This is a genomic window from Saccharothrix mutabilis subsp. mutabilis (genome assembly GCF_039521145.1).
GTDB classification, from domain to species: Bacteria; Actinomycetota; Actinomycetes; order Mycobacteriales; family Pseudonocardiaceae; genus Actinosynnema; species Actinosynnema mutabilis.
This window is the reverse complement of the sequence record NZ_BAAABU010000002.1, coordinates 781,435-803,192: the sequence shown is the minus strand read 5'-3', so window position 1 is coordinate 803,192 and position 21,758 is coordinate 781,435. Positions and strand designations below refer to the sequence as shown.

Annotated in this window: 19 protein-coding genes; 12 read left to right on the top strand and 7 right to left on the bottom strand. The window is 72.6% G+C overall.

Annotated elements, in window-relative coordinates:
* Positions 1-94: 94 nt before the first annotated feature.
* From ABD126_RS07660 to ABD126_RS07620, 9 genes are all read left to right on the top strand, one after another.
* A complete protein-coding gene (locus tag ABD126_RS07660) occupies positions 95-949 on the top strand; it encodes a fumarylacetoacetate hydrolase family protein (RefSeq protein WP_343932933.1) in 855 nt (284 codons plus the stop codon).
* Positions 949-2,247, top strand: a complete 1,299-nt coding sequence (locus ABD126_RS07655) for an enolase C-terminal domain-like protein (protein WP_343932932.1) — start codon at positions 949-951, stop codon at positions 2,245-2,247. Before ABD126_RS07660 ends, ABD126_RS07655 begins: the two co-directional genes overlap by 1 nt.
* Positions 2,244-3,026, top strand: a complete 783-nt coding sequence (locus tag ABD126_RS07650) for an SDR family NAD(P)-dependent oxidoreductase (RefSeq protein WP_343932931.1) — start codon at positions 2,244-2,246, stop codon at positions 3,024-3,026. Before ABD126_RS07655 ends, ABD126_RS07650 begins: the two co-directional genes overlap by 4 nt.
* Entirely contained in the window at positions 3,023-4,054 is a 1,032-nt protein-coding gene (locus ABD126_RS07645; RefSeq protein WP_343932930.1) for a sugar ABC transporter substrate-binding protein, read from the top strand. The genes ABD126_RS07650 and ABD126_RS07645 overlap by 4 nt, the downstream gene beginning before the upstream one ends.
* Positions 4,051-5,505 carry a sugar ABC transporter ATP-binding protein gene (locus tag ABD126_RS07640; RefSeq protein ID WP_343932929.1) on the top strand — a complete coding sequence of 485 codons (1,455 nt, stop codon included), beginning with the start codon at positions 4,051-4,053 and terminating at the stop codon, positions 5,503-5,505. Before ABD126_RS07645 ends, ABD126_RS07640 begins: the two co-directional genes overlap by 4 nt.
* Positions 5,502-6,512, top strand: a complete 1,011-nt coding sequence (locus ABD126_RS07635) for an ABC transporter permease (RefSeq protein WP_343932928.1) — start codon at positions 5,502-5,504, stop codon at positions 6,510-6,512. Before ABD126_RS07640 ends, ABD126_RS07635 begins: the two co-directional genes overlap by 4 nt.
* 10 nt (positions 6,513-6,522) lie before the next feature.
* Entirely contained in the window at positions 6,523-7,458 is a 936-nt protein-coding gene (locus ABD126_RS07630; RefSeq protein ID WP_343932927.1) for an aldo/keto reductase, read from the top strand.
* A complete protein-coding gene (locus tag ABD126_RS07625; protein WP_343932926.1) occupies positions 7,455-8,294 on the top strand; it encodes an amidohydrolase family protein in 840 nt (279 codons plus the stop codon). Before ABD126_RS07630 ends, ABD126_RS07625 begins: the two co-directional genes overlap by 4 nt.
* Positions 8,295-8,364: 70 nt before the next feature.
* The gene (locus tag ABD126_RS07620) at positions 8,365-9,450 is read left to right on the top strand and encodes a serine hydrolase domain-containing protein (RefSeq protein ID WP_343932925.1); all 1,086 of its coding nucleotides are present in this window, start codon (positions 8,365-8,367) and stop codon (positions 9,448-9,450) included.
* A 9-nt stretch (positions 9,451-9,459) separates the two neighbouring features.
* Here the strand turns inward: ABD126_RS07620 and ABD126_RS07615 are convergent, their stop codons facing one another.
* On the bottom strand, positions 9,460-10,134 hold the full coding sequence (locus ABD126_RS07615; RefSeq protein ID WP_343932924.1) for a FadR/GntR family transcriptional regulator: 675 nt from the start codon (positions 10,132-10,134) through the stop codon (positions 9,460-9,462).
* Positions 10,135-10,319: 185 nt separating this feature from the next.
* Here ABD126_RS07615 and nagA point away from each other — a divergent pair, with 185 nt between their 5' ends.
* Positions 10,320-11,519: an N-acetylglucosamine-6-phosphate deacetylase gene (nagA, locus tag ABD126_RS07610; RefSeq protein WP_343932923.1), complete on the top strand. Its 1,200-nt coding sequence runs from the start codon at positions 10,320-10,322 to the stop codon at positions 11,517-11,519.
* Positions 11,520-12,263: 744 nt separating this feature from the next.
* On the opposite strand, the gene ABD126_RS07605 is transcribed toward nagA, so the two are convergent.
* Genes ABD126_RS07605 through ABD126_RS07585 form a run of 5 tightly spaced genes read right to left on the bottom strand, consistent with a single transcriptional unit; the run spans position 12,264 to position 17,827 of the window.
* Positions 12,264-13,307: an SIS domain-containing protein gene (locus tag ABD126_RS07605; RefSeq protein ID WP_343932921.1), complete on the bottom strand. Its 1,044-nt coding sequence runs from the start codon at positions 13,305-13,307 to the stop codon at positions 12,264-12,266.
* Positions 13,308-13,319: 12 nt separating this feature from the next.
* A complete protein-coding gene (locus ABD126_RS07600) occupies positions 13,320-14,732 on the bottom strand; it encodes a glycoside hydrolase family 3 protein (RefSeq protein WP_343932920.1) in 1,413 nt (470 codons plus the stop codon).
* A 4-nt stretch (positions 14,733-14,736) separates the two neighbouring features.
* The gene (locus ABD126_RS07595; RefSeq protein ID WP_343932919.1) at positions 14,737-15,555 is read right to left on the bottom strand and encodes a carbohydrate ABC transporter permease; all 819 of its coding nucleotides are present in this window, start codon (positions 15,553-15,555) and stop codon (positions 14,737-14,739) included.
* Entirely contained in the window at positions 15,552-16,535 is a 984-nt protein-coding gene (locus ABD126_RS07590; protein ID WP_343932918.1) for a carbohydrate ABC transporter permease, read from the bottom strand. The genes ABD126_RS07595 and ABD126_RS07590 overlap by 4 nt, the downstream gene beginning before the upstream one ends.
* An 8-nt stretch (positions 16,536-16,543) precedes the next feature.
* On the bottom strand, positions 16,544-17,827 hold the full coding sequence (locus tag ABD126_RS07585; RefSeq protein WP_343932917.1) for a sugar ABC transporter substrate-binding protein: 1,284 nt from the start codon (positions 17,825-17,827) through the stop codon (positions 16,544-16,546).
* 285 nt (positions 17,828-18,112) lie between these two features.
* Here ABD126_RS07585 and ABD126_RS07580 point away from each other — a divergent pair, with 285 nt between their 5' ends.
* The gene (locus ABD126_RS07580) at positions 18,113-18,874 is read left to right on the top strand and encodes a GntR family transcriptional regulator (RefSeq protein WP_309111732.1); all 762 of its coding nucleotides are present in this window, start codon (positions 18,113-18,115) and stop codon (positions 18,872-18,874) included.
* A gap of 462 nt (positions 18,875-19,336) precedes the next feature.
* Positions 19,337-20,794 (top strand): MFS transporter, encoded by a 1,458-nt coding sequence (locus tag ABD126_RS07575; RefSeq protein WP_343932916.1) that lies wholly within the window; start codon positions 19,337-19,339, stop codon positions 20,792-20,794.
* On the opposite strand, the gene ABD126_RS07570 is transcribed toward ABD126_RS07575, so the two are convergent.
* A complete protein-coding gene (locus tag ABD126_RS07570) occupies positions 20,791-21,711 on the bottom strand; it encodes a threonine ammonia-lyase (RefSeq protein WP_343932915.1) in 921 nt (306 codons plus the stop codon). The two genes, ABD126_RS07575 and ABD126_RS07570, sit on opposite strands and share 4 nt — an antisense overlap.
* Positions 21,712-21,758 lie beyond the last annotated feature (47 nt).

Sequence of the window (21,758 nt, the reverse complement as noted above, 5' to 3'; positions counted from 1 at the left end):
GAATCATCGGAGCAATCTGCGTCACGCCCTAGACGGCGGTGGTCCTGACGGGCTATACATCCGATGTATTTCGTGTCGCTGAGGAGGACCAGCCGTGCAGCTTCTGCGCCTCGGAGCGCCGGGCTCCGAACGCCCCGCCGTCCGGACCGACGACGGGACCACGTACGACCTGAGCCCGGTGACCGCCGACGTCGACGGGCCGTTCCTGGCCGCCGACGGCATCGCCCGCGCGCGGGCCGCGCTGGCCGCCGGGACGCTCCCCGTGCTCGACCCCGACGGCCTGCGCGTCGGACCGCCCGTCGCGGGCGTCGGCAAGATCGTCTGCATCGGCCTCAACTACCGCGACCACGCGGAGGAGACCGGCGCGGCGATCCCGGCCGAACCGGTGGTGTTCCTCAAGACCCCGGACACCATCGTGGGCCCGTACGACGAGGTCCTGGTGCCGCGCAACTCGGTCAAGACGGACTGGGAGGTCGAACTCGGCGTCGTCATCGGCCGCACCGCCCGGTACCTGGAGACCAACGAGGAGGCGTTGGACTGCGTGGCCGGGTACACCGTGTCGCACGACGTGTCCGAGCGGGAGTTCCAGATCGAGCGCGGCGGGCAGTGGGACAAGGGCAAGAACTGCGAGACGTTCAACCCCCTGGGCCCCTTCCTGGTCCCCGCCGCGGACGTCCCCGACCCGCAGGCGCTGGGCCTGCGGCTGTCGGTCAACGGCACCACGCGCCAGGACTCCTCCACCAAGCACATGATCTTCCCGGTGGCCGAGGTGATCCGCTACCTGAGCTGGTTCCTCGTCCTCCGACCCGGTGACCTGGTCAACACCGGCACGCCCGCGGGCGTCGCCCTCGGGCAGCCCGAGCCCAAGCCGTACCTGCGGGCGGGGGACGTGGTCGAGCTGTCCATCGACGGGCTGGGCACGCAGCGCCAGACGTTCGGGCAGGCGTGATGGCGCGCGTCGTCGCCCTGGACGTCCACGACATCCGGTTCCCCACCTCGCGGGAGCTGGACGGCTCGGACGCGATGAACCCCGACCCCGACTACTCCGCCGCATACGTCGTGCTGCGCACCGACGAGGGCCCGGACGGGTACGGCCTGGCGTTCACCATCGGGCGGGGCAACGACGTGCAGGCCGCGGCGATCCGGTCGCTGGCCCACCACCTGGTCGGCCGGGCCGTCCCCGAGACCGCGGCAGACCTCGGAGCGCTGTACTTCGAACTGGTCGGCGACTCGCAGCTGCGCTGGCTCGGCCCGGAGAAGGGCGTCGCGCACATGGCGTTGGGCGCGGTGGTCAACGCCGCGTGGGACCTCGCGGCGCGGCGCGCGGGCGTGCCGCTGTGGCGGTTCCTGTCGGCGTTGACCCCGGAGGAGGTCGTCGGCCTGGTCGACTTCCGGTACCTGTCCGACGCGCTCACCCCGGCGGAGGCGCTGGAGATCCTGCGCGCGGCCGAACCGGGCCGGGCCGGGCGGGCGGCGTTCGTCCAGGACGCCGGCTACCCCGCCTACACGACCTCGCCGGGCTGGCTCGGCTACTCCGACGACAAGCTCGCCGCGCTGTCCCGCCAGGCCGTCGCCGACGGGTTCGACATGATCAAGCTCAAGGTCGGCGGCGACCTCGACGACGACGTGCGGCGGATGAAGCTGGCCCGCGAGGTGGTCGGGCCGCGGGTGCGCATCGCCGTGGACGCCAACCAGCGCTGGGACGTCGGCACCGCCGTGCGGTGGATGCGCGAGCTGGCCCCCTTCGACCCGTACTGGATCGAGGAGCCGACCTCGCCGGACGACGTGCTGGCGCACCGGGCCATCGCCGCCGCGCTGGGGCCGATCAAGGTGGCGACCGGCGAGCACGTGCCGAACCGGGTGATCTTCAAGCAGCTGCTCCAGGCCCGCGCGGTGGACGTGGTGCAGCTCGACGCGTGCCGGGTCGGCGGGGTCAACGAGAACGTCGCGATCCTTTTGCTGGCGCACAAGTTCGGCGTGCCGGTGTGCCCGCACGCGGGCGGGGTCGGGCTGTGCGAGCTGGTCCGGCACCTGTCCCTGTTCGACTACGTGGCGGTGTCCGGGTCGCTGGAGGACCGGGTCGTGGAGTGGGTGGACCACCTGCACGAGCACTTCACCGACCCCGCCGTGGTGCGCCGCGGCCGGTACCTCGCGCCCACCGAGCCCGGGTTCTCCGCGCGGCTCAAGGACGACACCCTGGCCGCCTACCGCTACCCCGACGGTCCGGTGTGGACGGCGGCGTCGTGAACGACTTCGCCGGACTGGTCGCGATCGTCACCGGCGGCGCGTCGGGCATCGGCCTGGCCACCGCCGAGCTGCTGTCCGCCCGGGGCGCGGAGGTCGCGTGCCTGGACCTCAACCCGCGGGTGGCCGCGCCGCTGGTGGGCCTGCGGGCCGACGTGTCCGACGACGACAGCGTGCGCGCGGCCGTCGCGGCGGTGGTCGACCGGTTCGGCCGGCTGGACGTCGTGGTCAACAACGCGGGGATCGGCGCGCAGGGGGACGTCGCCGCCAACCCCGACGACGAGTGGCGGCGGGTGTGGGAGGTCAACGTGGGCGGGATCGTGCGGGTCACCCGCGCCGCCCTGCCGCACCTGCGCCGCTCGCCCGCGGCGGCGGTGGTCAACACCGGCTCGATCGCCGCGTGGGCGGGCCTGCCGCAGCGGGCGCTGTACTCGGCCACCAAGGGCGCGGTGCACGCGCTGACCCTGGCGATGGCCGCGGACCACGTGCGGGAGGGCGTCCGCGTCAACGCGGTGGCCCCCGGCACGGCGGACACCCCCTGGGTGGGCCGCCTGCTCGACTCGGCGCCCGACCCCGACGCCGAGCGGGCCGCGCTGGAGGCCAGGCAGCCGCACGGGCGCCTGGTCTCGGCCGACGAGGTCGCCGGCGCGATCGCCTACCTGGCGAGCCCGCTGTCCGGTTCGACCGCCGGCACCGTCCTCGCCGTCGACGGTGGCATGCACGGGCTGCGGTTGCGCCCGAAACCCCAGGTGAACCACCCCCCGGGATCGAGGGAACGATGAAGCGTCGCAGCATCCTCGTCGCAGCGGTATGCCTCGCGCTCACCACCGCGGCCTGCGGCACCGCGGCCACCACCGGCGGCGCCTCCGGCGTCGGGCCGATCGGCGTGGACCACCCGCGGGCCGACTCCGACTTCTGGAACTCCTACATCAAGTACACGCCGGAGAAGGCGAAGGCGCTGGGCATCGACCTGATGGCCCCGACCAACTCCCAGAACAAGGTGGAGAACCTGGTCGCCAACGCGCAGTCGTTGCAGAGCCAGGGCGCCAAGGCGATCGTGATGGCGCCGCAGGACACCGGCGCCGTCGCCTCCACCCTGGACCGGCTGGAGAAGGCCGGGATCCCGGTCGTCACCGTGGACACCCGTCCGGACCGGGGCAAGGCGTACATGGTCGTGCGGGCGGACAACAAGGCCTACGGCGAGAAGGCGTGCCGGTTCCTCGGCGAGAAGCTGGGCGGCAAGGGCAAGGTCGTCGAGTTCCAGGGCTCGCTGTCCTCGGTCAACGGCCGCGACCGGTCCGAGGCGTTCGCGCAGTGCATGAAGGCGAACTTCCCCGGCATCACGGTGTTCGAGGAGCCGACGGACTGGGAGGGCGCAAAGGCGTCCGCGGCCCTCCAGACCCGCCTGAACCAGCACCCGGACGTCAACGGCATCTACATGCAGGCCGGCGGCGTGTTCCTCGCGCCGACGCTGCAAGTGCTGCGGCAGAAGGACATGCTCGTCCCGCCGACCGACCCGAAGCACGTGTTCATCGTGTCCAACGACGGCATCCCGCAGGAGCTGGAGGCCATCCGCAAGGGCGAGATCGACGCGACCGTGTCGCAGCCGGCGGACCTGTACGCGGAGTGGGCGCTGTTCTACGCCAAGGCCGCGATCGAGGGCAGGACGTTCAAGCCGGGCAGGACCGACCACGGCAGCGAGATCGTGGACGTCGGTGGCGGCCTGCTCGAAGACCAGCTGCCGGCGCCGCTGATCACCAGGGACAACGTGGACGACAAGGCCTTCTGGGGCAACCAGATCGGCAAGTGAACGCCGTCGAGGCGACCGGGGTGACCGTGCGGTTCGGCCGCACGGTGGCCCTGGACGACGTGCGCATCTCCGTCGCGGAGGGCGACACGCACGCCCTGGTCGGCCGCAACGGCGCGGGCAAGTCCACGCTGGTGTCGGTGCTGACCGGGATGCGCGCCCCGGACGCCGGGTCGGTGCGGTTCTCCGGCGTGGCCGCGCCGGGCGTCGCCGACCGCGCGGCGTGGCGGGAGAAGGTGGCGTGCGTCTACCAGAAGTCCACCGCCGTGCCCGAGCTGTCCGTGGCCGAGAACCTGTTCCTCAACCGGCAGGGCCCGCTGGTCCGGTGGAAGGCGCTGCGCCGCCGGGCCGCCGACCTGCTGGAGCAGTACGGGGTGGCGGTGCACCCGGACGCCCGGGTCGCCGACCTGACCGTGGAGCAGCGGCAACTGGTGGAGATCGCGCGGGCGCTGTCCACCGGCGCGCGGCTCATCATCCTCGACGAGCCGACCGCGCAGCTGGACGGACCGGCGATCGAGCGGCTGTTCGACCGGATGCGGGCGCTGCGCGCGGCCGGCGTGTCGTTCCTGTTCATCTCCCACCACCTCCAGGAGGTCTACGAGGTGTGCCGGACGGTCACGGTGTACCGCGACGCCCGGCACGTCCTCACCGCGCCGGTGGCCGGGCTGGCCAGGGCGGAGCTGATCGAGGCCATGACCGGCGAGGCGGGCGGGCTCGACGTCCCCGACGGGGCGGACCGGACCCGGTCGGCGCAACCGGTGCTGGAACTGGCGGGGCTGTCCGGGGACGCCTTCACCGACGTCTCGCTGACCGTGGCGGCGGGCGAGGTCGTCGGGCTGGCGGGCAGCGCGTCCAGCGGCAAGCACGAGCTGGCCGAGACCGTGTACGGGCTGCGCTCGCCCTCGGCCGGTTCGGTGTCGGTCGGGGGCGCACGGGTCCGCGGCGGTGACGTGCCGGCGGCGCTGCGCGCGGGCATCGGCTGCGTGCCCCGCGACCGCCACCACCAGGGCCTGGTGGCGGACCTGAGCATCGCGGAGAACGCGTCGATGACCGTGCTGTCGTCGTTCGTGCGGCGTTCGGCGCTGCGCGCGGCGGGCCGCGCGGCGATCGCCGACTACGACATCAAGGCGGCCGGGCCGGACCAGCCGGTGTCCGACCTGTCCGGCGGCAACCAGCAGAAGGTCGTCGTGGCGCGGGCGCTGGCCGCCGACCCGGCGGTGCTGGTGCTGATCAACCCGACCGCGGGCGTGGACGTGAAGTCCAAGGAGGCCCTGCTGGGCGTGGTGGACGCGCAGGCCCGCGCGGGCCGGGCGGCGGTGGTGGTCTCCGACGAGCTGGACGACCTGCGCGTGTGCGACCGGGTCCTGGTGCTGTTCCACGGCCGCGTGGTGGCGGAGTTCGACCGGAGCTGGCGCGACGGCGAGTTGATCGCGGCGATCGAAGGGATGTCATGACGGGAACACCCACCCGGCCGCCGAGCGCCGCGGCCGACCCGCCGAAGTTCCGCCTGGGCCGCTACCAGGACCTGGCGCTGGTGCCCGCGATCGTCGTCCTGCTCGTGGTCGGGGCGCTGGTCAGCCCGGTCTTCCCGACCACCGGCAACCTGGTGGCGGTGCTCCAGCAGCAGAGCGAACTGTCCTTGCTGGTGCTCGGGCAGGCGTTGATCCTCATCGCGGGCAAGATGGACCTGTCCCTGGAGTCCACCATCGGCATCGCGCCGGCGCTGGCGATCGCCCTGGTCATCCCGGCGGCGTCCAACGGCCTGGGCGTCGAGCTGCCCGCGTGGACGGCGATCCCGGTGTGCTTGCTGGTGGGGGCGGCGATCGGCGGGTTGAACGGGTTCCTGGTCCTCAAGCTCGGGCTGTCCGGGTTCATGGTCACGCTCGGGATGCTGACCATGCTGCGCGGGTTGCAGGAGGCGCTGACCAAGGGGCAGACGCTGTTCGACGTGCCGGAGTCGTTCCTGTACCTGGGCGCGACGACGTGGCTCGGGCTGCCGGCGGCGGTGTGGGTGTGCGTCCTGCTGTTCGCCGCTGGGGTCTTCGCGCTGACCTACCTGCGGCAGGGGCGGTCGCTGTACGCGGTGGGCGGCAACAAGGAGGCCGCGCGGGCGGCGGGCATCCGGGTGGACCGGGTGGTGTGGGCCGTGCTGGTCATCGGCGGTTTGCTGGCGGCGGTGGCGGGCATCCTGATGACCGGGAGGCTGGGCACGGTGGCGGTGACGCAGGGGTCGGGCATGATCTTCAAGGTGTTCGCGGCGGCCGTGATCGGCGGGATTTCCCTTCAGGGCGGCCGGGGCACGCTGTTCGGCGCGTTGTCCGGCGTGCTGATGCTCGGGTTGGTGGAGAACATCCTGCGGCTGCTCAGCGTCAGCGGGTTCTACATCAACGCCTCCTACGGCGCGGTGATCATCCTCGCGCTGGTCGTGACCCGGTTCGCCACCGGCAAGGTGCAGGAGTGACGGAGCTGCCGTGATCTCGTTTTCCCGCTTTGGATTCGGCGCCGCGCCGATCGGCAACCTGTACTCGGAGGTGACCCCGGAGGACGCCCTCGCGGCCGTGGACGCGGCCTGGGACGTCGGGATCCGCTTCTTCGACACCGCGCCGCACTACGGGCTGGGCCTGTCGGAACGGCGGCTGGGCGCGGCGCTGGCCGTGCGGCCCCGGGACGAGTACGTCGTGTCCACCAAGGTCGGGCGGCTGCTGGAGCCCGTCGAGGGCGGCGGGGACGACCTGGCCAACGGGTTCGCCGTGCCCGCGACGCACCGCCGGGTGTGGGACTTCAGCGCCGACGGCGTGCGGCGCTCGCTGGAGTCCTCTGTGGACCGGATGGGGTTGGAACGGGTCGACGTCGTGCTGCTGCACGACGTGGACCTGCGGCCCGAGTTCACCGAGCAGGCGGCGCGGGAGGCGTTCCCGGCGCTGGCGGCGCTGCGCGACCAGGGCGTCGTGCGCGCGGTCGGCGTCGGGTTGAACCACTGGGGGACGGCCGAGTGGTTCGTCCGGGAGACCGGGGTGGACGTGGTGCTGCTGGCCGGGCGGTACACGCTGCTGGACCAGTCCTCGGCCGGCTTCCTCGACCTGTGCGCGGAGCGCGGCGTCGCGGTGGTCGCGGCGGGCGTGTTCAACTCCGGGGTGCTGGCCCGGCCGGAGGTCCCCGACGACGCGACCTACGACTACGCGACCGCGCCGGACGAGCTGGTCCGGCGGGCCCGGCGGATCGCCGGGGTGTGCGCGCGGCACGGCGTGACCCTGCCGCGGGCGGCGCTGGCGTTCCCGTTCCGGCACCCGGCGGTGGTGTCGGTGCTGGTGGGGGCGCGGTCGGCGGAGGAGGTGCGGGCCAACGCGGCCCACGCGCCGGTCCCCGACGGCCTGTGGGACGACCTGCGCGCGGAGGGCCTGCTGTGATCGTGGACGCCCACCACCACGTGTGGGACCTGTCCGTGCGCGACCAGGACTGGATCACCGACCCGCCGATGGGCGCGCTCCGACGGTCGTTCGGGGTGGCGGACCTGGTGGCGGTCGCTCCCGGGGTGACGCGGACCGTGCTGGTGCAGACGGTGACCGTGGCGGACGAGACGCCCGAACTCCTGGCGCTGGCGGAGGAGCACGAGATCATCGGCGCGGTCGTCGGGTGGACCGACCTGACCTCCCCGGCCGTCGCGGACGAGCTGGACGCGCTGGCGGACGGGGTCGGCGGTCGATGGCTGCGCGGTGTCCGGCACCAGGTCCAGGACGAGCCGGACCCGGAGTGGCTGTGCCGGGCGGACGTGCGGCGCGGCCTGACCGAACTGGGCCGGCAGGGCCTGGTGTACGACCTGCTGATCCGGCCGCACCAGTTGCCGGCGGCCCGGCGGACGGCGGTGGCCCTGCCCGACGTGGGATTCGTGCTGGACCACTGCGCCAAGCCGCCGATCGCCGGCGGCGGGTCGTTCGGCGAGTGGGCGGAGGGCATCCGGTCGCTGGCCGCGCACGAGAACGTGACGTGCAAGGTGTCCGGGCTGGTCACCGAGGCGGACTGGCGGACGTGGACGGCGGCTGACCTGCGGCCGTGGTTCGAGGTGGTGCTGGACGCGTTCGGCCCGGAACGCCTGGTGTTCGGCTCCGACTGGCCGGTGTGCCTGCTCGCGGCGTCGTACGGCGAGGTCCTCGACGCGGCGCGGGAACTGGCGGCGGACCTGAGCCCGGCCGAACGCCACCACCTCTTCACCGCCACCGCCACCGCGGTCTACGGGTTGACCTAGGGGCATCCCCACCGCCGGACCGGGGGCTTCCCGGATGGATCATGGTCGGGCCCGGCGGCAGGCTTCCCCCATGCGAAAACTCCTGCTGATCCCCTTGGCGGCGCTGGCTTTCACCGCCGTGCCGGCCCAGGCGGCGACCGTGCCGCCGCCCGACCCCGACGCGCTCGCCGCCGCCGTGCGCCCCGGTCCGGACGCCTCCGGCGCGCTCGCCCGGGTGTCGGGCTCGGCCGGGTCGTGGCGGGGGAGCGGCGGGGTGGCGCGGATCGGCACGTCCGCGCCGGTCCACCCGGACGGCCGGTTCCGGGTCGGCAGCATCACCAAGCTGTTCACCGCGGCGGCGGCGCTCAAGCTGCAGGAGCGCGGGACGCTCGACCTGGACCAGACCGTGCAGCACTACCTGCCGGGCCTGCTGCCGGACACGTTCAAGCACCCGATCACCGTGCGGCAGCTGCTCAACCACACGCACGGCATCGCCGGGCACGGGCTGCCGCACAAGGACCCGGCGTGGTTCTTCGAGCACCGGTACGACACGTTCGACCCGGTGACGCTGGTGCGCATGGGCGCGGCGGAGGGGCCGCGGTTCGCGCCGGGCGAGCGCCAGGAGTACGGGAACATGGGTTACCTGGTGGCGGGTCTGGTGATCGAGGCGGCGACCGGCCGGCCCTACGGGGACGCGGTCCGCGAACTGGTCCTGCGGCCGTTGCGCCTGCACGACACGTACCTGCCCGGCGCCGACCCGAAGATCCGCGGCGTCCACGCGCGCGGCTACGAGGCGACGGCGGACGGGTACGTGGACGTCACCGAGGTGAACCCGACCCTCCAGTGGGCGGCGGCGGAGATCATCTCCAGCGCCCGCGACCTGGACCGCTTGCTCAACGCCCTCCTGCGCGGCCCCTTCCTGACCGACCGCGCCCGGGCGGAGCTGATGGCCGTGCCGACGGCGCAAGGCGCGACCCACGCGCTCGGCATCACCCGCCTCGACCTGGGCAACGGCCGCGTGGTCTGGGGCAAGTCCGGCGACCGTCCCGGCTACAACAACGGCGTGGCCGGGACCCTCGACGGTTCGCGCACCCTGGTCTACTCGGTCAACACCCTCCGCATGGGCGGCGACCGCTCCCCGACGGCCATGCGGATCATCGCCGCCGCGTTCGGCTGAGCGCGGGTCTCAGGCCAGGTCGGAGAGCCACTGCTCGACACCGGCCACGTGGACCGTGGACCACGAACGGGCCAGTTCGGTCTGGTGCGCCGCCAGGGCGTCGACGATGGCGCGGTGTTCCGCCACTGTGCGGTCCACCGCGCCGGCCTGCGTGATGCCCCGCCAGATGCGCACCCGCACCGTCGGCCCGGCCAGGGTGTCCAGCAGTTGGGCCAGGTAGGCGTTGCCCGAGCACTGGGCGATGGCCCGGTGGAACTCCAGGTCGTGCTCCACCAATTCCTCCACCGACCGCGCGTGCTCGGCGGCGTCGCACAGCGCGCGCAGGGAGGCGATCTCCTCCGGTCCGACCCGTTGGGCGGCCATCGCGGCGGCGGCCGGTTCGAGGATGCGCCGGACTTGCAGCACCTCCAGCACCGAGTCTTCGCCGCGGTGCAGGTCCAGGACGAACGAGAGCGCGCCCAGCAGGTCGTCCGCGCGCAGGCTGGAGACGTACGTCCCGTCGCCCTGCCGCACGTCCAAGACCCTGACCAGCGACAACGCCTTCACGGCCTCGCGCAGGGAGTTCCGGGACAGCCCCAGGCGCTCGGCCAGGTCCGCCTCGCGCGGCAGTCGGTCGCCCGGCTTGAGCTCACCGGAGGTGATCATTTCCTTCACGCGCAGGATCGCGTCGTCGGTGACCGCCACGCCGGAACCTCCGTAGACCTCGGATGTCTGGCCCCAAGTATGAGCCAACGGGTGACGGACCGGCTTGAGGACCCGCTTCACGAGACTTAGTGACTTTTAGGACGTATATTCGGTTATCTTCTAACCACACGTGACGTCGCCCACCGCTTCCGGCCATAATGGTCTGGACCATTTGAGGAGGGACCTTGGACACGGTTGTCGCAGCTCCGCGAGCACTGCTCGGTCGCACCATCACCGGTCCCGCCAGCGTGCGCATCAGGGCGGGACGGGTGGTCGAGGTCGTGACGGGGGAACCGCCCGCCGACGCCGAGGTGCTGGCCGACGGGCTGCTCACCCCCGGCCTGGTGGACGTGCAGGTCAACGGGGCGGTAGGCGTCGACTTCGCCGAGGTCGACGCCGAGGGCATGCGCCTCGTCGCCGGGGCCTTCCCGCGGACCGGGGTGACCCGCTTCGTGCCCACGCTGATCACGGCCCCGGTGCCGGAGGCGCTGCGCCAGGCGCGGGCCGTGCTGGCGGCGTCGGCCGCGCTGCCCCCGGGAGCCGGCGCGGTGCCGCTCGGCGTGCACCTGGAGGGGCCGTTCCTGTCACCCAAGCGCGCGGGCGTGCACGACCCGGCGCTCATGGTGGAGCCGGGACCGGGCGAGATCGACCTGCTGCTGGCCGAGGACCTGCGCGGACACCTGCGCATGGTGACCCTCGCGCCGGAGCAGCCCGGTGGCCTGGAGGCCGTGCGGCGGCTGTCCGAGGCGGGCGTCCTGGTCGCCGTCGGCCACAGCGACGCCACCGGCGAGCAGACCCGCGCGGCGGCCGCGGCGGGCGCCCGCATGGTGACGCACCTGTTCAACGCCCAACGCCCGCTGGGCCACCGCGAACCGGGCGTGCCGGGCGTGGCCCTGGTGGACGACCGCTTCACGCTGGGCCTGATCGCCGACCTGGCCCACGTGGGCCCGGACGTGTGCAGGCTGGTCTTCAACGCCGCCGGCCCGAGGGTCGCCCTGGTGACCGACGCGGTCGCGGCAGCCGGCATGCCCCCGGGCCGCTACCAGCTCGGCGGCGCGGACGTGGTCCTGACCGAAGACGGCGTGCCGCGCTCGCCGGAGGGCACGATCGCCGGCAGCGCGCTCACCCTGGACCGGGCCATCCGCAACATCGTGTCGGTGGGCGTGGACCTGGCGGACGCGCTGGCGTCGGCCACGATCGTCCCGGCGGACGTCATCGGCGAACCGACCCTGGGCCGCCTGGCGCCGGGAGCGGTGGCCGACCTGGTGTGGTGGGACGACGACCTCAAGCCGCGCAAGGTGTGGGTGAACGGCGAAGTCGTCTACGACGCGACGGCCGATGCCACCGTCCCCGTGGTCACCGAACTGGCCGCCGCCGGCCAGTAACCCGACAGTTCGAACCGGCCCGCACCCTCCGGGTAGGGGGTGCGGGCCACACTCTTACGCACCGAAGACCGCTCGCTTACGCGTCGGAGACCGCTCGCTTTCCCACCGAAGACCGCACTTTTACGCGCCGCAGGCGCGTCCCCTTTGGGCTATTCAGCCACAGGAAGGGCCTCGGTTCGTTCCCCGTACGGCCTGGGCGCAGCCCAACCACGCTTGGGGGTTCTTGGCAACCACGCTTCACCGGTTGCCAAGAACCCCCAAGCGTGGTTGCCTCCGGCAGGCCGTACGGGGAACGAACCGACGCCCTTCCACCCCCGGGGGCCTGCCGCGCGGCGAGCGCCGCTTTTCGCTCTTCGCTTTCGCTTTTGATCTTTCGAGCGCTCCGCGCGTCCTCATGAGAGCGCGAAGCGCGTTCGGCTTGAGAGCGTGAGAGTTCAGTTCAAAGCGTAAAAGAGCCTCGCCGGCGGGCAGGCCGCCGGGGAGGAAGAGCAAAAGAGGGGGCTTTTCCGTCCTCCCCGTATGGCCTGGCGGAGCCGACCACACTTTCCCGGGGTTGGTCGAAAAACTTTTGCTCGTTCCTCGCAAAACTTTTTGGCCCAACCCCGGGAAAGTGTGGTAGCCCTTCGGGCAGGCCATACGGGGAGGACGGAAAAGCCCAAAAGCAGGCGCGCTGCGCGCGCCCACAGAAGCGAGCGCGCTGCGCGCCCTCGGATCGGGGGCGGCGCAGCGCGTCTGTAGTCGCTCTCAGCGGGTGCGGGTGACCTTTTTCAGGCCGCGGGGGCTGTCCGGGTCGCCGCCGCGGGCCAGGGCCAGGCCGTGGGCCAGGCGCTGCACGGGCAGGATCTCCAGGATCGGCGCGACCTCCTCGGCCGTCTCCGGCACCGGGATGCGCAGCGCCGCCGGGACCTTGTCCGCCGCCGAACCCACGGCCACGACGTCCGCGCCGCGTCCGTGGACCACGTCCAGCACGTCGTGCAGCGCGTCCCCGCCACGGCCGGCGCTGGTGATCGCCAGCACGGCCGTCTCCGGGTCCACCGCCGCCACCGGGCCGTGCAGCAGGTCCGCGCCCGAGTACGCCCTGGCCGCCAGGTAGCTGGTCTCGGCCAGCTTCAGGGCGGCTTCCAGGGCGGACGGGAGGGAGTAGCCCCGGCCGGTGGTCAGCACGCGGTCCACGAAGCGGTAGCGCTGCACGGCCTCCGCGACCGCGTCCGCCGACAGCTCCAGGGCCGCCGCCGCCTGGTCGCCCAGCGCCGCCGCGTGCGTGCCGTTGCCGCCGCGGATGGCGTCCACCAGCAGGTACAGCGCGAGCAGGGTCGCCGAGTACGTCTTGGTCGCCGCCACGGCCTGCTCCACGCCCGCGCCGACGTCGACCGACAGCTCCGCCGCGCCGTTCAACGGGGAGTCGGCCGTGTTGGTCACCGCCACGGTCAGCGCGCCGCGCGCCCGCGCGGACTCGGTGACCTCCAGCAGGTCGGGGGACCCGCCGCTCTGGCTGACCGACACCAGGAGCACGTCCCGCAGGTCGGGCTGCGCGCCGTAGAGGGTCGTGGTGGACGGGGACACCAGACCGGCGGGCAGCTGGAGCAGCACCTCGGTCAGGTACTTCGCGTACAGCGCCGCGTGGTCGGACGAGCCGCGTGCCGCGAGCAGCACGAAGCGCGGTTGACGGGCGCGGATCGCGTCGGCGACGGCCGCGATGGCGGAGCGCCGGGCGACCAGGTCCGCGAAGATCGCGGGCTGCTGGTCGATCTCGGCCGCCATGTGCCTGCCGGGCTGGTGGTCGGTCATCGGAGCCCTTTCTTAGCCGGCGGCGATGCGCTCTGCCGCGGCACGCAGGCACACCCGTGAACCGCCGTGGGTGTTCACGCGGGCAGCGGTGCCCAGGTCGGGACCCGGCACGCCCGTCTCGACGTGCACTAGGTCTAGACCAATACTAACCAGCGAGAGCACCAAGTCGCGAGCCCACGGGTGGCGGTGCGCCTCTCTCGTCACCACCACGATGGTCCTCCCGTCCGCTTCCGCCGCAACCTCGTCGGCGGTGCGGGCGGTCGACGTGGTCGTGCCCGGGAGCAGCTCGGTCAGGTACGGCCCGAGGCCCCACGGCACGTCGCCCACCGCGATGGACGGCTCGACGGCCAGGTCCAGCACCAGCGGGGCGCCGGAGAGCTTCAGCTCGCCGGTCACCTCGACGGCCCGGCGCGCGGCGCGCAGCCCGATCTCCGGGTCGTGCCCGTCCACGGCCGCCGGCGGGGTGCCCAGCGCGGCCGTGCGCCGCGCCGCCTCCGCCAGCCGCTCCCGGGACAGCTCGCCGCGCTCCACGGCCGCCACGATGCTGTCGATCAGCCACTGGAGGCCCGCGTCGTCCAACGGCTCACCGCCCAGGCACAGCGCGTCCACGCCGGCGGCCAGCGCCCGCACGGACCCCTCCGCCAGGTCGCCGCCGACGGCCTTCATGTCCAGCCCGTCGGTGATGATCGCGCCGGTGAAGCCCAGCTCGTCGCGCAGCACGGCCACCGCGCGCGGGTTGAGCGTGGCGGGCGCCTCGCCCCACGCCGGCACCACGAGGTGCCCGGTCATGATCGACCGCACCCCCGCCTGCACCGCCGCCCGGAACGGCACCAGCTCGACCTCGCGCAGCTCCTCCTCCGTGCGCGGCAGCACCGGCACGGCCACGTGCGAGTCCACAGTGGATGCGCCGTGGCCGGGGAAGTGCTTCGCGCACGCGGCCACGCCGACGGCCTGCATGCCCTCGACGAACGCCGCCACGTGCGCGCCCGCCTTCACCGGGTCCGACCCGAACGACCGCACGCCGATCACCGGGTCCTGCAGGGTCAGCACCAGGTCCGCCGACGGCGCGAGGTCCAGGCTCACCCCGCACGCCGCGAGCCGCGCCCCGACCGAGGCCGCGACCTCGCGGGTCAGCGCCAGGTCGTCCGCCGCGCCCAGCGCGTGGTTGCCCGGCACCTCCGACCCGCGCCCGGCGTCGAGCCGGGTGACGTCGCCGCCCTCCTCGTCGATGCCGACCACGACGTCCGGCCGCACCCCGCGCAACGCGGCCGTGAGCGCCGTGACCTGCTCGTCGTCCACGACGTTGCGGCCGAACAGCACCACCCCGCCCAACCCGTCCGCGACCCGCTTGAGCAGCCAGTCCGGTGCGGTCGTGCCGTGGAAACCCGGGAGCAACACAGCTGCGGCGAGCTGGTGCAACGACATGCGCCTACCCCTTCACGGCACCGGCGGTGACGCCGGTGACCATCTTGCGCTGGACGATGAGGAAGAACACCAGGACGGGCAGCGTGAACAGCGCGGACGCGGCCATCGCGCCGCCCCAGTCCGTGCCGAACGCGGTTTGGAACCCGGAGAGCCACACCGGCAGCGTCTCCTTGCCCTGGTCCTTGATCAACGACAGGGCGTAGAGGAACTCGTTCCACGCCGTGACGAACGCGAACACCGAGGTGGCCACCAGGCCGGGGCCCAGCAGCGGCAGCGTGACGCGGCGGAACGCGCCCCACCGGCCGCAGCCGTCGACCATCGCCGCCTCCTCCAGCTCCAGCGGGATGCCGTTGACGAACCCGCGCAGCGTCCACGCGCAGAACGGCAGCGTCACCGCGAAGTAGATCAGGATCAGCGACGGCAGCCGGTCCAGCAGCTCCAGGTCCCGCATCATGAGGAACATCGGGATCAGCAGCGCCTCGAACGGCGCCATCTGCGCGACCAGCATGAGCAGCACGAACTGCTTGCGCCCCCGGAACCGCATGCGCGACATCGCCACGGCGGCGAGCAGGCCCACGACGATCGACGCGAGCACCGCCCCCAGCGTGACGAACAGGCTGTTGCCCATCGAGTTGAGGAACCCGGGCTTGTTCCACGCCGTCGCGAAGTTGGTCGCGGTGACCGACAGCGGGATCAGGTCGTAGTCGGTGGACACCAGGTCCCTGGTCGGCTTGAACGCCGAGGACAGCATCCAGTAGACGGGGAACGCGAAGAACACCGCCAGGACGACGCCGACGACGTTCGCCGTGACCTTCTTCGTCACAGTGACCCCTCCTGGCGGAGCAGGCGGCGCAGGTACTGGAAGGTGAGCAGCCCGAGCAGCAGCATCATGACCACGGACACCGCCGCGGCCACGCCGAAGTGGCTCTTGGAGATGCCTTCCAGGTACTGGTAGACCGGCAGCGTGGTGCTCGCGCCGTCCGGGCCGCCCTTCTTGAACGCCCAGATCTGGGCGAAGACCTTGAAGTCCCACAGCAGGGACAGGAACGTGACCATGAGCAGCAGCGGCCGGATCTCCGGCCAGGTCACGTTGCGGAACGTCTGCCACGCGGAGGCGCCGTCGATGCCGGCGGCCTCGTACTGGTCGCGCGGGATGCCGATGACGCCGGCGTAGAGCGAGAACGCCAGGAACGGCACGGCCTGCCACACGATCAGCAACCCGATCACGGCCAGCGTCGAGGTGCCGGTGGTGAACCAGGAGAACCCGGCGAACGAGTCGAAGCCCAGCTTGACCAGGGTCTTGTTGAGGATGCCGTACTGCTGGTCGAACATCCACTGGTAGACCGTGGTGGCCGCGAGCAGCGGCATCGCCCACGCCAGCAGCATCGCGACCTGCAGCGCGACCCGCACCACCGGGCTGATCTGCCGCATGAGCAGCGCGATCACCAGGCCCGCCACCACCGAGACCGCCACGACGGCCGCCGTGAACACCACGGTGCGCACCGTGATCGCCCAGAACTCCGGCTCGGCGAAGATCTTCGTGTAGTTGTCCAGGCCGACCCAGACGACCTGGCCGCGGGTCAGCTCCTTGAGGTTGAGCTGGCGGAAGCTCGTCACGAGCAGGGACAGGACCGGCCAGCCGATCAGCCACAGGATGGCGACCAGCGCGGGGGCCAGCAGGAGGTAGGGCAGCGTCCGGTCGAAGGCGCTGCCCCGACGGCGCGGCGCGCCGCCCGGTGCGGCACGCCGCGGTGCCGACGAGTTCGTCGGCACCGCGGCGTCGGTGGTGTGGACCGCCGTCATGGCCTAGGTCATCCGCCCAGCGTCTTGGACAGGGCGGCGTTGGCGTCGGCCGTGGCCTGGTCCAGCGACTTCGCGCCGGTCAGGTAGGCGGTCAGCATGTCCTTGAGCGGGTTCTGGCCGGCCTCGACAGCGGCCCAGGCGGGCGTGGTCGGGGTGACCTTGCCGTTCGGGGCGGACTCGGCGAGCGCCTTGCCGATCGAGTTGGTGGCGAGCTTCGAGGTGTCCTTCGAGGTGCCCGGCACCGCGCCGCCCTCGGCGAGCTGGTCCTGGTACTTCTTGCTGCTCAGCAGCTTCAGGTAGGCCTTGGCGAGGTCCTGGTTCTTCGAGCCGGCCGGGACGGCCAGGTTCGAGCCGCCCAGGAAGACCGGCGCGGTCTTGCCCGCGGTCTTGGACGGGATCGGGAACGCCGCGGTCTTGTCCTTCAGGGTCGGGTCGGCCTTGACGGCGCTGCCCAGCTCCCACGGCAGCGCGATCATCATCGCGGTCTTGCCCTTGGCGAAGACCTCGAACTGCTGCGGCGTGGCCTCGTCGGCGTCCTTCGGGGCCTTGGTGCCGGAGGTGTCCACGAGCTTCTTGTAGAAGTCGACGCCCGCCTTGGCCTCGGGGGTGTTCAGCGCGCCGGCCCACGCGGAGCCCTGCGCCTTGGCCACGTCGCCGCCCTCGTCCCAGATGAAGGAGAGCAGGGCGTACCAGGACTGGCCCGGCAGGTACAGCGACTGGAACTCCGGGTCCGCCGCGTTGGCGGCCTTGAGCTTCTCGATGGCCGCGATCCACTCGTCACGCGACTTGGGGGCGTTCTCGATGCCCGCGGCCTTGAACAGGTCGGTCCGGTAGATCACCGTGCGGTTCGCGGCGTAGAACGGCAGGCCGTACTGCTTGCCGTCCCAGGTCAGGGAGTCCTTGAGGCCGGACAGCCACTGGTCGCCGTTGAGGTCCGAGACGTCGCCGCTCAGGTCGAGCAGGGTCTCCTCAGCCGCGAACTTCGCCGTCTGGGTGTTGCCCAGCTCGATGACGTCCGGCGGGTTGTTGCTGGTCAGAGCGGTGGTCAGCTTCTCCTGGATGCCGTTCCACTTCTGGATCTCGTACTTGACGGTGACGCCGGGGTTCGAGTCCTGGAACTCCTTGTGCAACGCGTCGGTGAGGGTGGTCGGCGCGGAGCCGTCCATCAACCAGACCGTCAGCGTCTTGGGTTCACCGGAGTTGCCGCTGCCCTTGTCGGTGCTCGTGCCACATCCGGCCACGGCCACCGCGAGTGCGGCGGCACCTACGGCCAGTCCTCTCCAGCCCTTCACGTGTGCGCCCTTTCCCAATGCCCCGGTCCCAGTGACCGGAACGACCAAAGTGGTGTAGACCAATGCGGCCTAGAGTGTGCCTCGCCACAGGACCTGTCAAGGACGTTGCCGAGACGTTGCAAAGTCATCGGACCAATCCGGGCCCGCGGGGCGGGGGTGCTGGAGCACGATGTGAGGGGTCGTCACGCGGGTCGCTGGTGGTTCGTCGGGGGTTCGGGGACACGATCCGACGTGGACAAGGCATCCTGTTGTGTGGGAGAGCACTGACCGGTCGAGGAGGAAGGCATGCTGGAGACGAGCCCGGCAACTGGCGTCGACGCCAGGTCTCGCGCACAGCGCGAGCCGAAGTACTGGGGCCTCAAGCGGCACCTGCTCGACCTGTTGCGCGCGCTGCCGCCGGGATCACCGATCCCGACCGAACGGTCGCTCGCCGCGGAGTTCGACGTGTCGCGCACGACGGTCCGGCAGGCGCTGGCCGAACTCACCGTCGAAGGACGGTTGCTGCGCGTGCAGGGCAAGGGCACGTTCGCGGCGGAACCCAAAGTGGCGCAACGGCTCCAGCTGTCGTCGTACACAGAGGACATGAAGGCCCAGGGCCGCCAGCCGTCGTCGCGGCTGATCGAGGCGTCGGAGATGCCGGCGGAGGCGGAACTGGCGCGGCTGCTCGGCGTGCGGGCGGGCGCGAAGGTCCTGCGCCTGCACCGGTTGCGGTTGGCCGACGGCGAGCCGATGGCCATCGAGACCACGCACCTGGCACTCGGGCGGTTCCGCGGGCTGCGGCGGTACCTCGCGCCGGGGGCGTCGCTGTACCAGGTGCTGCGCGAGCGGTTCGGCGTCGAGATGGGGCACGCGGAGGAGACCATCGAGACGGCCCTGGCGTCGCCGGAGGAGGCGGAGCTGCTGGGCGCGGACATCGGCTTGCCGATGCTGCTGCTGTCCCGGCACTCCTTCGACACCGAGGGCAACCCGGTCGAGTGGGTGCGCTCGGTGTACCGCGGCGACAGGTACAAGTTCGTGGCGACGCTGAACCGGCCTGTGTCTGACTGAGCTGTGTCTGATTGACCCGGCTCCGCCGGGTCGGCTCGGCCGCCTGGGAGTCGGCTCGTCGCGCCGCGTTTTCCGCCGATCGAAGAGCGTGATCGGCGGAAAAGGCGACGCGACAAGCCGACGCGGCCTCGCGCGGTGGTCGGCAGGTCGAACCGCGGGTGCTCGGTCGGTTGTCGGGGAGCGTCGGCGGCTGCCGGTGCGTGGCTGAGCCGGCTGACTGCGTGGCTGGGTTCCGGTTGGCTGCGTGGCTGAGCCGGCTGGCTGTGTGGCTGGGTTTCGGCTGGCTGTGTGGCTGGGTTCCGGCGGTCGGCTCGTGCGCGGCTGGACCGGTTGGCCGGCGCCCGTGCGGTGCCCGCGGCGGTCGTCGCGGCTGGTTGTCGGTGGCGCGTGCGATCATGGTGTCGGGGGCCGGAGGCCGGCGGTTGGCCGCGCGCTCAGTGGTGTGGGCGGCACAATGGGGGTGTGGCGAACACCGTCGTTTGGGGTAGTCCGCGCGCTCGGGCCGTGCTCGCCGCGACGATCCTCGGGTCGGGCATGGCGATGCTCGACAGCACCGTCGTCAACGTCGCCCTCCCGCGCATCGGGGCCGAGTTGGACGCCGACGTCGCCGGGCTCCAGTGGATCCTCGACGGCTACCTGCTCTCCCTCGCCGCGCTGATCCTCGTCGCCGGCTCGCTCGGCGACCGGTACGGGCGGCGGCGGGTGTTCGTGTTCGGGGTGGTCTGGTTCGGGATCGCCTCGCTGCTGTGCGGGCTCGCGCCGACCACCGAGCTGCTGGTCGCCGCCCGCGTCCTGCAAGGCGTCGGCGGCGCGCTGCTCACGCCCGGCTCGCTGGCGATCATCCAGTCCGCCTTCGCCCCGGACGACCGGGCCCGCGCGATCGGCGCCTGGTCGGGGCTGTCCGGCGTGGCCACGGCGGTCGGGCCGCTGCTCGGCGGACTGCTCGTGCAGGTCTGGTCCTGGCGGCTCGCGTTCCTGGTCAACCTGCCGGTCGCGGTCGCGTGCGTGTGGCTCGCGCGGACCAAGGTGCCCGAGTCGCGGGACGAGCAGATGACCGGGCGGCCGAACTTCGTCGGGTCAGTAGTCGGAGCTTTGGGGCTGGCCGGCATCACCGGGGCGTTGGTGGAGGCGCCGGTGCGCGGGCTCGACGCGCTGGTGGTCGGCGCGGCCGTGGTGGGCGTGGTCGGACTGGTCGCGTTCGTGCTGTTCCAGCGGCGCGGGCGGGACGCGCTGGTGCCGCCCCAATTGTTCAGCGATCGAACATTCGTGCTGGCCAACGCGTTGACGTTCCTCGTCTACGCGGCGCTGGGCGGGGTCATGGTGCTCATGGTCCTCCAGCTCCAGGTGTCGCTCGGGTACTCGCCCACGGCGGCCGGGCTGGCGAGCCTGCCGATCACGGTGATCATGCTCGCGCTGTCCGCCCGGTCGGGTCGGCTGGCCCAGCGGATCGGGCCGCGGGCGCAGCTGGTCATCGGACCTTTGCTCGTGGCGGGTGGGATGCTGCTGCTTCGGCTCGCCGAACCCGGGGCGTCCTACCCGACGGGCGTGCTGCCGGGCGTCCTGGTGTTCGGGCTGGGGCTCGCGGCGGTGGTGGCGCCGGTGACGGCGACCGTGCTGGCGGCGGCCCCCGACCGGTTCGCGGGCGTGGCCTCGGGCGTGAACAACGCGGTCGCGCGCACCGGCAGCCTGCTCGCGGTGGCCGTGCTGCCCGCCGCCGTCGGGCTGACCGGCGACCGGTACGCCGACCCCGCGGCGATGACCAGCGGCTGGCAGACGGCGTTGCTGCTGTGCGCGGTCGCGTCGGCGGCGGGCGGGCTGCTGGCCCTGGGGACGGACAACGGCGTCCTCCGGCCCCGGGAGCCCGGCCACGAGTGCCACGCGTGCGGTGTGGACGCGCCGCCGCCCCGCGTGAACACCTAGAGCATCGTCGCGAACACCTCCGGGTCCACGTTCCCGCCGGAGACCACGGCCACGGTCCGCGCGGACGGCGACTTGAGGTACGCGGCCGTCGTCACCGCCCCGCTCGGCTCCACCACGAGCCGCGCCTGCCGCGCCAGCCGGCCCACCGCCGCCGCGATCTCGGCCTCGGACACGGTCACGATGTCGTCCACGTGCTCCCGGATGTGCGCGAACGTCAGCTCCGACGGCTGCGCCCGCAGCCCGTCCGCGCTGGTCCGCTCCCGGTCCGCCGCCGGCCACCGGACCAGCTCGCCCGCGCGCAACGACGCCGCCGCGTCCGCCGCCAGCTCCGGCTCCACCCCGACCACCCGGGCGGCCGGGCGCAACGCCTTGACCGCCGTCGCCACCCCGGAGATCAGCCCGCCGCCGCTGACCGGCACGAGCACGGTCGCCACGTCCGGCAGGTCGGCGACGACCTCCAGCCCCACCGTGCCCTGCCCGGCGATCACGTCCGGGTGGTCGAACGGCGGCACCAGCGTCGCCCCGCGCTCCTCGGCCAGCTCGTGGGCCCGCTGCTCGCGCTGCGCCATGGGCACCTGCACGACCTCCGCGCCGTGCGACCGGGTCGCCGCGACCTTCACGGCGGGCGCGTTGTCCGGCACCACGATCACCGCCGGCACCCCGAACAGCCGCGCCGCGCAGGCGACGGCTTGCGCGTGGTTGCCGCTGGAGTACGCGACCACGCCCCGGGCCCGCACGTCGGGCGCGAGCCGGGACAGCGCGTGGTACGCGCCCCGGATCTTGAACGCCCCGACCGCCTGGAGGCTCTCGGGCTTGAGCCACAGCCCGTCGTCGAACCGCAGCAGCGGCGTGCGCACGACCACGCCGTCGAGCACGGCGGCGGCGGACCGGATGTCGTCGATCGTCACGAGTCGCATGCCTCGATCATGGCCCGCGCCGGCGGGTGTTGTTGCGGTCCTCACGG